11 protein-coding genes are annotated in these 13,231 nt (G+C 68.8%); 9 read left to right on the forward strand and 2 right to left on the reverse strand.

All coding sequences use genetic code 11. The features are described from left to right. The first annotated feature begins 35 nt into the window (after positions 1-35). The 9 genes from C7H73_RS14385 (at position 36) to groL (ending at position 10,417) form a co-directional block, all read left to right on the forward strand. Positions 36-803, forward strand: a complete 768-nt coding sequence (locus C7H73_RS14385) for an ABC transporter ATP-binding protein (protein ID WP_106847284.1) — start codon at positions 36-38, stop codon at positions 801-803. Beyond that, complete coding sequence (locus C7H73_RS14390) at positions 800-1,534, forward strand: ABC transporter ATP-binding protein (protein ID WP_106847285.1); 735 nt, start codon at positions 800-802, stop codon at positions 1,532-1,534. Before C7H73_RS14385 ends, C7H73_RS14390 begins: the two co-directional genes overlap by 4 nt. A 76-nt stretch (positions 1,535-1,610) precedes the next feature. Continuing rightward, a complete protein-coding gene (locus C7H73_RS14395; RefSeq protein WP_106847286.1) occupies positions 1,611-2,594 on the forward strand; it encodes a branched-chain amino acid ABC transporter permease in 984 nt (327 codons plus the stop codon). Between the two features lie 160 nt (positions 2,595-2,754). Then, entirely contained in the window at positions 2,755-3,810 is a 1,056-nt protein-coding gene (locus C7H73_RS14400) for a branched-chain amino acid ABC transporter permease (RefSeq protein WP_106847287.1), read from the forward strand. Between the two features lie 25 nt (positions 3,811-3,835). Further along, the gene (locus tag C7H73_RS14405) at positions 3,836-6,025 is read left to right on the forward strand and encodes a 3-hydroxybutyrate oligomer hydrolase family protein (protein ID WP_106847288.1); all 2,190 of its coding nucleotides are present in this window, start codon (positions 3,836-3,838) and stop codon (positions 6,023-6,025) included. A gap of 7 nt (positions 6,026-6,032) precedes the next feature. Then, positions 6,033-7,187, forward strand: coding sequence for an ABC transporter substrate-binding protein (locus C7H73_RS14410; protein WP_106847289.1), 1,155 nt, complete (start codon positions 6,033-6,035; stop codon positions 7,185-7,187). Between the two features lie 27 nt (positions 7,188-7,214). After that, the gene (locus C7H73_RS14415; RefSeq protein WP_106847290.1) at positions 7,215-8,108 is read left to right on the forward strand and encodes an alpha/beta fold hydrolase; all 894 of its coding nucleotides are present in this window, start codon (positions 7,215-7,217) and stop codon (positions 8,106-8,108) included. 230 nt (positions 8,109-8,338) lie between these two features. Further along, complete coding sequence (locus tag C7H73_RS14420) at positions 8,339-8,632, forward strand: co-chaperone GroES (protein ID WP_106847291.1); 294 nt, start codon at positions 8,339-8,341, stop codon at positions 8,630-8,632. A 138-nt stretch (positions 8,633-8,770) separates the two neighbouring features. Beyond that, on the forward strand, positions 8,771-10,417 hold the full coding sequence (gene groL / locus C7H73_RS14425) for a chaperonin GroEL (protein WP_106847292.1): 1,647 nt from the start codon (positions 8,771-8,773) through the stop codon (positions 10,415-10,417). A gap of 175 nt (positions 10,418-10,592) precedes the next feature. Here the strand turns inward: groL and pgi are convergent, their stop codons facing one another. Continuing rightward, entirely contained in the window at positions 10,593-12,191 is a 1,599-nt protein-coding gene (pgi, locus tag C7H73_RS14430) for a glucose-6-phosphate isomerase (RefSeq protein WP_106847293.1), read from the reverse strand. Continuing rightward, complete coding sequence (gene tal, locus C7H73_RS14435; protein ID WP_106847294.1) at positions 12,188-13,144, reverse strand: transaldolase; 957 nt, start codon at positions 13,142-13,144, stop codon at positions 12,188-12,190. Before tal ends, pgi begins: the two co-directional genes overlap by 4 nt. Positions 13,145-13,231: the final 87 nt, after the last annotated feature.

A 13,231-nucleotide genomic window follows, 5' to 3' on the forward strand; every position in this document is an offset into this window, starting at 1 on the left:
AAGCGCTGGAGCCATTTTTTACGCCAAATTCGCTCATGCTCGTCACCGAGAACCTGACCATCCGCTTCGGCGGCCACGTGGCCGTGGACGGGGTGAGCTGCTCGTTCGAGCCGGGCACGCTCACCGCCATCGTCGGGCCCAACGGGGCCGGCAAGACGACTTACTTCAACCTGATCTCGGGCCAGCTGAAAGCCAGCAGCGGGCGGGTGCTGCTGGGCGGGCGCGAGCTCACGGGCCTGCCGGCGTCGGCGCGCACGCGCGCCGGGCTGGGGCGGGCCTTCCAGCTCACCAACCTGTTTCCGTCCCTCTCGGTGCTGGAGAACGTGCGCCTGGCCGTGCAGGCCACGCAGCGCGGCGCGCACCAGCGCGGGTTGAACCTGTGGAGCGTGTGGAGCGACCACCGCCAGCTTGCCGACCGCGCGGCGGCCATCCTGGAGTCCGTCGCCCTGCTGGGCCGCGCCGACAGCCCCGTCGCCAGCCTGCCGCACGGCGACCAGCGCAAGCTGGAGGTGGCGCTGCTCATGGCGCTGGAGCCGCAGGTCTACATGTTCGACGAGCCCACTGCCGGCATGAGCCACGACGAGGCGCCGGTCATCCTCGACCTGATCCGCCGCCTGAAGCAGGACCGCAGCAAGACCATCCTGCTGGTCGAGCACAAGATGGACGTGGTGCGCGAACTGGCCGACCGCATCGTGGTGCTGACCAACGGCCAGCTGGTGGCCGACGGCGAACCCGCCGAGGTCATGGCCTCAAGCGTGGTGCAGGAGGCCTACCTGGGCCGGCGCGCGCAGGAGGCGGCATGAGCAGCAGCAACGACGACCTGTTGACCCTGAACGGCGTGCACACGCACATCGGCGCGTACCACATCCTGCACGGCGTCGATCTGGCCGTGCCGCGCGGCGAGCTGACCATGCTGCTGGGGCGCAACGGCGCCGGCAAGACGACCCTGCTGCGCACCATTATGGGCCTGTGGCGGGCATCACAGGGCAGCGTGCGCTTTGCCGGGCAGGACATCACACCGCTGGCCACGCCGCAGATCGCCCGGTTGAACATCGCCTACGTGCCCGAGAACATGGGCATCTTCGCGGACCTGACGGTGCAGGAAAACCTGCTGCTGGCCGCCCGCAGCGCGCGCCACGCGGCGCAGATGGACGAGGCGCGGCTGCAGTGGATCTTCCAGCTTTTCCCGGCGGTGGAGAAGTTCTGGCGCCACCCGGCGGGCAAGCTCTCGGGCGGGCAAAAGCAGATGCTGGCCGTGGCCCGCGCCATCGTCGAGCCGCGCGACCTGCTCATCGTGGACGAGCCCAGCAAGGGCCTGGCGCCGGCCATCATCGACAACATGATCGACGCCTTCGCGCAGCTGAAACGCGGCGGCGCCACGCTGCTGCTGGTGGAGCAGAACCTGGACTTCGCGCGCCGCCTGGGCGACGGCGTGGCGGTGATGGACAACGGCCGCGTGGTGCACGCCGGCCGCATGGCCGCGCTGGCGCAGGACGCGGCGCTGCAGCAGTCGCTGCTGGGGCTGTCGCTATGAGGCACGCCACCGCGCCTTCCTTCTCCCTCCCCCGCCTGGGGGATGAGCAAAACCCACCCGCCATGCAGGGGAGCGCATGACCGCCCGCGACCTCGACTGGAAACCCCTGGCGCTGGTGCCGCTGCTGGCCCTGCTGGTGCTGCCCTTCGTCGGCTCGGCCTCGACCTGGCTCACGCTCACCGTGGCCGGCCTGGCCATGGGCATGATCATCTTCATCATCGCCTCGGGCCTGACGCTGGTGTTCGGCCTGATGGACGTGCTGAACTTCGGCCACGGCGTGTTCATCGCCCTGGGCGCCTTCGTGGCCACCAGTGTGCTGGGCGCGATGGGCGACTGGACAGCTTCAGCCGAGCTGTGGCGCAACCTGGTGGCGGTGCTGCCGGCGATGGTGGTGGCGATGCTGGTGGCCGGCGCCGTGGGCCTGGCGTTCGAGCGCTTCATCGTGCGGCCGGTGTACGGCCAGCACCTCAAGCAGATCCTCATCACCATGGGCGGGATGATCATCGGCGAGGAGCTGATCAAGGTCATCTGGGGCCCGCAGCAGATCCCGCTGCCGCTGCCCGCGGGCATGCGCGGCTCGCTGCTGGTGGGCGACGCGGCCATCGAGAAATACCGCCTGATCGCGGTGGTGGTGGGCCTGGCGGTGTTCGCCCTGCTGGCCTGGACGCTCGCACGCACCAAGGTCGGCCTGCTCATCCGCGCCGGCGTGCAGGACCGCGAGATGGTCGAGAGCCTGGGCTACCGCATCCGGCGACTGTTCGTGGGCGTGTTCGTGGTGGGCTCGGCGCTGGCCGGCCTGGGCGGGGTGATGTGGGGGCTGTACCAGCAAAGCGTGGTGCCGCAGATGGGTGCGCAGGTCAACATCCTGATCTTCATCGTCATCATCATCGGCGGCCTGGGCTCTACCTCCGGCGCGCTGATTGGCGCACTGCTGGTGGGGCTGATGGCCAACTACACGGGCTTTTTGCTGCCCAAAGTGGCGCTGTTTTCCAACATCGCGCTGATGGTGGCCATCCTGCTGTGGCGGCCGCAGGGCCTCTTTCCAGTCACCAACAGATGAGATACCCCCCGAGTCGTTTCGCGTCTTCCCCCTGCCAGGGGGACGCCACCCGTGCGGCGGGGCGGTCCTTGCACGGTGGCCACTGGCGCAGGTGGCGCCCAAGCCAGGCGCCGCGGCCCTGCGCAGGACGCACCGGTGCACAGAAGAAAGGCAAATCCGCATGCTGAACCGCCTTCTCTCGGGGGACTACCCGCGCAGCCGCGTGCTGGCCGCCATCCTGGTGGCCATCTTCGTGGGGCTGCTGCTGGCGCCCTTCCTGTTCCCGGGCATCAAGGCATTGAACGTGGCGGCCAAGGTGCTGGTCTTCGTGGTGCTGGTGGCCAGCTTCGACCTGCTGCTGGGCTACACCGGCATCGTCAGCTTCGCGCACACCATGTTCTTCGGCATCGGCGCCTATGGCATCGCCATCGCCACCACGCGCATGGGCGCCACCTGGGGCGCGCTGGCCACGGGCACGGGCGGGGCGCTGCTGCTGTCGCTGCTGCTGTCGCTGGCCGTGGGGCTGTTCTCGCTGCGGGTGCGGGCCATCTTCTTCGCCATGATCACGCTGGCCGTGGCGGCGGCGTTCCAGACGCTGGCCTCGCAGCTGTCGGGGCTGACGGGCGGCGAGGACGGCCTGACGTTTCGCGTACCGGAGGTGCTGTTGCCCAGCTTCGAGCCGTTCGAGGAACCGTTTTTGGGCGTGTCCATCGACGGACGGCTGATCTCGTACTACCTGCTGTTCGTGCTGGCGGTGACGCTGGTGCTGGCGCTGCTGCGCATCGTCAACTCGCCCTTCGGCCGGGTGCTACAGGCGATCCGCGAAAACGAATTCCGCGCCGAGGCCATCGGCTACCGGGTGGTGGTGTACCGCACGCTGTCGTCGGTGCTGTCGGCGCTGTTCGCCACCCTGGCCGGCTGCATGCTCGCCATCTGGCTGCGCTACAACGGGCCGGACACCTCGCTGTCCTTCGAAGTCATGATGGACGTGCTGCTGATCGTGGTCATCGGCGGCATGGGCACGCTGTACGGCGCGGCCATCGGCGCCGTGCTGTTCCTCGTCGCCCAGAGCTATCTGCAGGACCTGCTGCGTCTGGGGAGCGAGGCCGCCGCCGGCCTGCCCTGGCTGGCCGCCTTGCTCTCGCCCGACCGCTGGCTGCTGTGGCTGGGCCTGCTGTTCGTGCTGTCGGTTTATTACTTCCCCACAGGCGTGGTGGGGCGCTTGCGTTCACGCTGAGACCAACTACCACCAGGAGACAAGCATGCGAAAGAACCAGCTTTACCCTCGCAGCGCAGTGCGCTGGGCATTGACCGCCGCCGGCGCCGCCGTCCTGGCCGCCTGTGGCGGCGGCTCGTCGGGGCCGTCCAGCGAACTGCCGGCCGGTGTGCGCGAGATCAGCGCCACGGCCTATCCGGCCACCAGCGCCGGCAGCGGCAGCACGGCCGGCGCGCAAGACCTGCTGACGGGCGGCATCGGCAAGACCGGCCTGGGCGCCGCCGCCGCGCCAGCCTACGCCGACCCGGCCCACCCCACGGCGGCCGAGCTGCGCCGCAACGCGCTGTACTCCAACTACCGCGGCATCCTCGACCCGCTGCCCGGCGGTGGCTACGGCACGCTATACGGCCCCAACGTCACGGCTGATGGCCAGGTGACGAACAGCGAGGGCCTGATCCCCGGCCGCGAATATGTGGCGGTGCTGGACGCCGGCTCCGGCCGCAAGCAGACCATGATCGCCGTGCAGGTGCCCGACAGCTTCAGCGCCGCCAACCCCTGCATCGTGCTGGGCGCCTCCTCGGGCTCGCGCGGGGTGTATGGCGCCATCGGCACGGCCGGCGAATGGGGCCTGAAGAAGGGCTGCGCCGTGGCGCTGACCGACGCCGGCAAGGGCGTGGGCCTGCACAACCTGGCCGACGACACGGTGAACCAGCTCGACGGCACGCGTGCCACGCGCAGCGCGGCCGGCAGCCAGAGCTTCTTCACCGCCCTGGGCGACGCGGCGCGCGCCGCCTACAACGCGACCTTCCCGAACCGCATCGCCATCAAGCACGCGCATTCGCAGCAAAACCCTGAAAAGGATTGGGGCAGCGACACGCTGGCCGCGGGCCGCTATGCGCTGTACGTGCTGAACGCGCGCTACGGCACGGCCGCCAACCCGGTGCCGTTCACCAAGGGCAACACGCTGGTGATCGCGGGCTCGGCCTCCAACGGCGGCGCGGCCTCGCTGCGCGCGGCCGAGCAGGACGAGGGTGGCCTGATCGACGGCGTGGTGGCCTCCGAGCCCGTCACCGAGATGCCCACCACCAGCGGCTACGGCATCCAGTTCGGCGGCGCGCCCGTCGCCGGCTACGGCAAGACGCTGGCCGAGTACACCACCTACGGCAACATCTACCAGCCCTGCGCGGCGCTGGCGGCCGGCGCGGCGCTGGCCGAGGTGTCGATCTACAACTACATCGGCCTGACGGCCATGACGGCGCGCGCCACGGCCCGCTGCGACGGCCTGGCCGCCAAGGGCCTGGTGGCCGGCGCCACCACCGCCGAGCGCGCGGCCGACGCGCTGGCCCGGCTGCGCGCCTACGGCTGGACGGCCGAGCACGACACCATGCACAACGCCCACTACGCTCTAGGCAACGGCCCCATCCTGTCGGCCATGTACTCCATGGCCTACGGCCGCTTCGCCGCCGACGCCAATCTGTGCGCCACCAGTTTCGCGGCCGCCACCCCGGCGGGCGACGTGGCCGCCGCCATGCCGGCAGCGCTGGCGCAGAGCTTTGCCATCGCCAACGGCACCGCCAACGGCACGCCAGCCACGGTGGTCTACAACGACTCGGTGGGCGGGGCCAAGGCCTGGCAGTTCGCCGTGTCGCCCTCCACCGGTGTGGCCGACATGGGGCTGGACAACGCGCTGTGCCAGCACGCGCTGGTCAGCGGCAAGAACCTGGCGACGGGCGCTGCGCTCACGGCATCCAGCATGCCCACCAAGGCCGACAGCGACAAGGTGCGCGCCGGCATCCAGGAGGTGCTTCACAGCGCCAACCTGCGCGGCAAGCCGGCCATCATCGTCGCCGGCCGCAGCGATGCGCTGGTGCCGGTGAACAACAACGCACGCGCCTACACGGCGCTCAACCGCAGCATCGAAGGCGCATCGACCCGACTGCGCTACATCGAGGTCGTGAACGGCCAGCACTTCGACGCCTTCCTGCCGTTCGGGGGCTTTGACACGCGCTTCGTGCCGCTGCACCCCTACTTCAACCAGGCCATGGACGCGATGTGGGCCCACCTGAAAAACGGTGCGCCGCTGCCCGCCAGCCAGGTGGTGCGCACCACGCCGCGGGGAGGCGAGCCGGGCAAGGCACCGGCCATCACCGCAGGCAACGTGCCGCCCTTCATGGCGGCGCCCGCGAAGAGCGAGCAGATCGGCTTTGCCGGCTCGTCCATCACCATCCCCCGCTGAGGCCAACATGCAAGTGCTACGTATCAGCAGGCGCGCCAGGGGGCTGCTGGCAGCCCTGTCGTTGTGCGTCCTGGGCGCCACGGGCCGGCCGGCCCTGGCGGCCGAGGTGGTGATAGGTCAGGTCGCGCCGCTGTCAGGCGTGCTGGCCTCCACCGGCCAGCAGATGGTACTGGGCGGCAAGATCTACTTCGACTGGGTCAACGCCCAGGGCGGCGTGCACGGTGCCAGCATCCGCCAGGAGGTAGTGGACGACGGCTACAAGGTGCCCGAGACGGTGCGCCTGACGCGCGAGCTGCTGGCCCGGCCCGAGGTGGTGGCGCTGTTCGGCTTCGCCGGCACGGCCAACATCACCCAGCTGCTGCAGGATGGCGTGCTGGAGCAGGGCGGCGCCGCGCTGGTGGCGCCCTACACCGGCGGCGAGTCGCTGCGCAGCCCGTTCAATCCGTGGATCTTCCACGTGCGAGCCGGCTACGCCGACGAGGCCGAGCACATGGTGCAGCAGCTGGCCACCATCGGCGTGGAGCGCGTGGCCGTGATGTACCAGGACGACGGCTTCGGCAAGGCCGGCCTAGGCGGCGTGCAGGCGGCGCTGGCCAAGCGCGGGCTCAAGGCCATCGCCGAGGCGCCCTACGAGCGCAACACTGACCAGGTCGAGTCGGCCGTGCAGGCCATCAAGGCGGCCGACGCGCAGGCGGTGATCATGATTGCCATCAACCGCCCGGCGGCCGCCTTCATCAAGCGCTACCGCGAGCTGGGCGGCGGCGCGCAGCTGTACAACATCTCGGTGGTGGACCCGGCCGAGATCGTGCAGCTGGCCGGCCTCAAGAATGCCTACGGCGTGGGCATCACCCAGGTCGTGCCCTACCCCTACCGCCCCATGCTGCCCGTGGTGCGCGAATACCAGAAACTGCTCAAAACCTATGCGCCCGGCGCCGAGGTGAGCTACGCCAGCTTTGAGGAATTCCTGGGCGCCAAGGTGCTGGTCGAGGCCCTGCGCCGCGCCGGCCCGCAGCCCACGCGCGCCAAGGTGCTCAAGAGCCTGGAGTCGCTCGGCGAGTACGACCTGGGCGGCATGATCGTCAGCTACGCGCCGCGCAACCGTGTCGGCTCGCGCATGGTCGAAGTCACCGTCATCGGCAGCAATGGGCGGCTCGTGCGCTGATACCCCCACGCCTGAAAGCCTCCTCCCATGACCGCACCCCGATCCCGCTACGCCAGCTGCGCCGGCTATGAGATCCATTACACGGAGTGGGGCGACCCGCAGGCGCCGGTGGTCATCGCCTGGCACGGCCTGGCGCGCACCGGGCGCGACATGGATGACTTGGCCGCCCACCTGTCCGGGCGCTACCGGGTCATCTGCCCGGACACCCTGGGCCGCGGCCTGAGCCAGTGGGCCAGCCGGCCCGACACCGAGTACACCCTGGCCTTCTACGCGCGCTTGGCGGCCGAGCTGTTCGACCGGCTGCAGATCGAGCGCGCCCACTGGATCGGCACCTCCATGGGCGGGGCCATCGGCACGGTCTGCGCCGCCGGGCTGCAGGAGAGTGCCCTGGCCGGGCGCATCCGCAGCCTGCTGCTCAACGACAACGCCCCGCGCCTGGCCGATGCCGCGCTGCAGCGCATCCGCGCCTATGCCGGCCAGCCCCCGGTCTTTGCCACCATGGCCGGGCTGGAGGCGTTCTTTCGCCAGGTCTATGCGCCCTATGGCTGGCTGAGCGACGACCAGTGGCGCCGCCTGACGGAGACCTCGGCCCGCCGCCTGCCCGACGGCCGGCTGACGCCGCACTACGACCCGGCCATGGCGCGCCAGTTCACGGCGCACGAGAACGACTACCTGATCTGGCAGCACTACGACGCGCTGCAGCTGCCGGTGCTGCTGCTGCGCGGGGAATCCTCCGACCTGGTGCTGCCCGAGACCGTGGCCGAGATGCGCACCCGCGGCCCCGGCGCGCGAGGGCTGCTGGAGGTGGTGGAAGTGGCTGGCTGCGGGCATGCGCCGGCGCTGAACGTGCCGGAGCACCATGCGCTGGTGGACGGCTTCCTGGCGCGGGTCGATTCAAAAACCATAGCTGCCAGCGCTTGACCAGCAAGGGCTGGGACCGACTTCACCCCAGGCGCGAAGGCAGGTACGAGACGCAGTGCCTGAGGCGGCTGCTGCCCTGCCTCCTTGAAACCCAGACAAATGCCCCTATCATTAGCACTCGAAGCAGACGAGTGCTAGCAGCCTCGCCTGCCGCAACCCCCAGCGCCCGCCCTCCACAGCGGGCGCCGTGTTTCCACCATCGCAACCCTTTTTGTTCACAGGAGAGAGCCATGAATCTTCGCCCCCTGCACGATCGCGTGATCGTCAAGCGTATCGAAAGCGAAACCACCACCGCTTCGGGCATCGTGATTCCCGACAACGCTGCCGAGAAGCCCGATCAGGGTGAAGTGCTGGCCGTGGGCCCCGGCAAGAAGAACGACAAGGGCGAAGTCTCGGCCCTGAACGTGAAGGTCGGCGACCGCGTGCTGTTCGGCAAGTACAGCGGCCAGACCGTCAAGGTCCATGGCGACGAGCTGCTGGTCATGAAGGAAGACGACCTGTTCGCAGTTGTCGAAGCCAAGTGATTTGCGGGACAGACCAGACGTTCGCGCAGCGAGCGGCTGCTCTGTCCTCAACTAATCGAATTCATATTTTCATAGCTGCCAGCGCTTGCCAGTCAAGCGTTTGCAGCCGATTTGATCCAAATTCTTGAGGAGCCAAACATGGCAGCAAAAGACGTAGTTTTCGGCGGTGAGGCCCGCGCCCGCATGGTTGAAGGCGTGAACATCCTGGCCAACGCGGTCAAGGTGACGCTCGGCCCCAAGGGCCGCAATGTGGTGCTCGAGCGCTCGTTCGGCGCCCCCACGGTGACCAAGGACGGCGTGTCGGTCGCCAAGGAAATCGAGCTCAAGGACAAGCTGCAGAACATGGGCGCGCAGCTCGTGAAGGAAGTGGCCTCCAAGACCAACGACATCGCCGGTGACGGCACCACTACCGCCACGGTGCTGGCCCAGGCCATCGTGCGCGAAGGCACCAAGTACGTGGCCGCCGGCCTGAACCCGATGGACTTGAAGCGCGGCATCGACAAGGCCGTCATCGCCCTGGTCGAGCAGTTGAAGAAGCAATCCAAGGCCACCACCACCTCCAAGGAAATCGCCCAGGTCGGCTCGATCTCCGCCAACGCCGACGAGTCGGTGGGCAAGATCATTGCTGACGCGATGGACAAGGTTGGCAAGGAAGGCGTGATCACCGTCGAAGACGGCAAGAGCCTGGACAACGAGCTGGACGTCGTCGAAGGCATGCAGTTCGACCGCGGCTACCTGTCGCCCTACTTCATCAACAACCCCGAGAAGCAGGCTGCCCTTCTGGACAACCCCTTCGTGCTGCTGTTCGACAAGAAGATCAGCAACATCCGTGACCTGCTGCCCACGCTGGAGCAGGTTGCCAAGGCCGGCCGTCCGCTGCTGATCATCGCCGAGGAAGTCGAGGGCGAAGCCCTGGCGACCCTGGTGGTGAACACCATCCGCGGCATCCTGAAAGTGGTCGCCGTCAAGGCGCCTGGCTTCGGCGACCGCCGCAAGGCCATGCTGGAAGACATCGCCATCCTGACGGGCGGCAAGGTGATCGCCGAGGAAGTCGGCCTGTCGCTGGAGAAGGTGACGCTGGCCGACCTGGGCCAGGCCAAGACCATCGAAGTGGGCAAGGAAAACACCATCATCATCGACGGTGCCGGCAACGCTGACGACATCCAGGCGCGCGTCAAGCAGATCCGCGTGCAGATCGAGGAAGCCACCAGCGACTACGACCGCGAGAAGCTGCAAGAGCGCGTGGCCAAGCTGGCCGGCGGCGTGGCGGTGATCAAGGTCGGCGCTGCCACCGAGGTCGAGATGAAGGAAAAGAAGGCTCGCGTGGAAGACGCGCTGCACGCCACACGCGCTGCCGTGGAAGAAGGCATTGTGGCCGGCGGCGGCGTGGCGTTCCTGCGCGCACGCCAGGCGCTGGGCGACCTGAAGGGCGACAACCCCGAGCAGGACGCCGGCATCAAGCTGGTGCTCAAAGCCATCGAGTCGCCCCTGCGCGAGATCGTGGCCAACGGCGGCGGCGAGCCTTCCGTGGTCGTGAACAAGGTGCTCGACGGCCAGGGCAACTTTGGCTACAACGCCGCCAACGACACCTACGGCGACATGCTGGAGATGGGCATCCTGGACCCGACCAAGGTGACCCGCACCGCGCTGCAAAACGCTGCGTCCGTCGCGTCGCTGCTGCTGACGACCGAGGCCATGGTCGCCGAGGCGCCGAAGGAAGAGTCCGCCGGCGGCGGCATGCCCGACATGGGCGGCATGGGCGGCATGGGCGGCATGGGCATGTAATGCCGTGATGGGCGGCCCGCGCGGGCCGCTCGCCCTGCCCCATCCGGGCACGAAAAACCCCGCGGGTCTTGCGATCCGCGGGGTTTTTTCATGGCTGTTTGCTACTGCTTTGGTAGCTACTGGCGCTGGCTGGCCAGGCGCCAGGGGCCTTTTTGGCCTGTGGCTGCGCAGGCCTTCAGATCAACTGGCGCAGCAGCGCGGCGGTCGAGGCATCGAGCCCCGCCGCGTCGCCGCTGGCCAGGCGCGGCTCCAGGCCCTGGGCCAGCACCTTGCCCAGCTCCACGCCCCATTGGTCGAAGCTGTTGATGCCCCAGACCGCGCCGGCCACGAACACCCGGTGCTCGTACAGCGCGATCAGGGCGCCCAGCGCCTCGGGGCTCAGTTGCTCCAGCACCAGAAAGGTGCTGGGCCGGTTGCCCGAAAAAGCCCGGTGCGGGTTGTCCGGCGACTCGCGACCGCGCATCAGGGCCTTGGCCTGCGCCAGGGCGTTGGCCACCAGGCGGGCGTGCTGCGCGGGCAGGTCGCGCCCGGGGCGGCGCAGGGCGATGAATTCCACAGGAATGATGTCCGGCCCCTGGTGGATCATCTGGAAGAACGCGTGCTGGCCATTGGTGCCTGGTTCGCCCCAGACCACGGGCGCCGTGGCGTAGGGCAGCGGCGCGCCGCTGGCGTCCACGCCCTTGCCGTTGCTCTCCATCTCCAGCTGCTGCAGATACGCCGGCAGGCGGCGCAGGCCGTGGCTGTAGGGCGCCACGCAGCGGGTGGCAAAGCCGTGGAAGTTGCGGTACCACACGTCCAGCAGCGCCAGACGCACGGGCAGGTTCTGCGCCAGGGGCGCAGTGCGAAAGTGCTCGTCCATGGCGTGCGCGCCGGCCAGCAGCTGGCGGAAGTTGCCCGCACCGATGGCGATGGCAATCGGCAGCCCGATGGCCGACCACAGCGAGTAGCGCCCGCCCACCCAGTCCCAAAAGCCCAGCGTGGTCTCGATGCCGAACTGCGCGGCGGCCGACCGGTTGGTGGTCAGCGCCCAGAAGTGCCGCGCCACGTCGGTGCCGCCCTGGGCGATGAACCAGTCGCGGGCGGCCTGCGCGTTGGTCATGGTCTCCAGCGTGGTGAACGTCTTGGAGGCGATCAGGAACAGCGTGCTTTCGGGCCGCAGGGTGCGCAGCAGGCTGCCCAGCTCCATGCCATCGACGTTGCTGATGAAGTGCAGGCGTTTGCCTGCCGGACGCAGGTCATCCAGCGCCTTGGCGGCCATGGACGGGCCCAGGTCCGAGCCGCCGATGCCGATGTTGACGATGTCGGTGATGGCCGCATCCTGTCGCACCTGCTCGGCCAGGCCCAGCATGGCATGCAGCGAAGCGTGCACCTCGCGCGCGGCGTCTGCTACAAAGCTAGTAGCTGCTGGCGCTTGTGCAGCGGGCGCTGGAGCCGGATTTCGCAACAACCAGTGCATCACCGCGCGCTGCTCGGTGTGGTTGATGGGGCGGCCGGCGAACATGGCGTCGCGGTACGCCTCCACGCCGCACTCGCGCGCCAGCTGCAGCAGCAGCGCCTCGGTGGCCTCGTCGATCAGGTTCTTGGACAGGTCTGCATGGATGTGAGGCGCCTGCTGGCTGAAGTGCGCCACGCGGGCCGCGCCGTCCTGCGCGAACGCGGCGCGCAGGTCGAACGCACGGCCCGCGTGCTGGTAGCGCTGCGCCAGCAGCCCCCAGGCGGGTGTGCGATCGCAGCGCGTGCGCGGGTCGGTGTAGGGAGCAGCCGCCGCACTCATGCCGCGGCCTGCGCCTGCATCAGCTGCTCGAGCTTGGCCGCGTCGGCGGCAAAGGCGCGGATGCCTTCGGCCAGCTTCTCGGTGGCCATGGCGTCCTGGTTGAGGGCGTAGCGAAAGCCCGGCTCGTCATAGTGCACGGGCTCCATCTGCAGCGATTGCGCAGCCTGCGGGTCGAGCGCGCGCTGCACCGGTGCGTCGCTGGCGGCCAGCTGGGCCAGCAGCTCGGGCGAAATCGTCAGCAGGTCGCAGCCAGCCAGGGCAATGATCTGGCCGACGTTGCGAAAGCTCGCGCCCATCACCTCGGTAGCGATGCCGAAATGCTTGTAGTGGTGATAGATGGCGCGCACGCTCTGCACGCCGGGGTCGCTGGCGCCGGCCATGGCGGCCTCGTCCCAATTGCTGCCCGCTCGGCTTTTGTACCAGTCGTAGATGCGGCCGACGAAGGGCGAGATGAGCTGCACTTTCGCCTGCCCGCAGGCCACGGCCTGGGCGAAGGAAAACAGCAGCGTCAGATTGGTGCGGATGCCGCGCCCCTGCAGGATGCGCGCGGCCTCAATGCCTTCCCAGGTGGCGGCGATCTTGATCAGCACGCGCGAGATGTCCACGCCTTCGGCCTGGTACAGGGCCACGATGCGCTCGGCGCGGGCCACGGTGGCCGCGGTGTCAAACGACAGGCGCGCATCGACCTCGGTGGACACGCGCCCGGGGATGAGCTGCAGGATCTCGCAGCCAAAGCGCACGATGAGCCGGTCCATCAGCTCGTCGATGTGCCGGCCTGCGCCGCCCGCCACGCACTGCTGCAGCAGCGGCGCGTACTCGGCCTTCTGCACGGCCTTGAGGATCAGCGAGGGGTTGGTGGTCGCATCCTGCGGCTGAAACTGCGCCAGCTGGCGGAAGTCGCCCGTGTCGGCAACCACGGTGGTGTACTGGCGGAGGGCTTGGAGCTGGTTCATCAAGGCAAATCCTCTATCGCAAACAAGGTCGCCTGGCGGGCAGGCGCAGACAAAAGCGCAAGCAGTGTATGCGCGCCGCAGCAGCGC

The organism is Pulveribacter suum (genome assembly GCF_003013695.1).
In the GTDB taxonomy this organism is placed as follows: Bacteria; Pseudomonadota; Gammaproteobacteria; order Burkholderiales; family Burkholderiaceae_C; genus Melaminivora; species Melaminivora suum.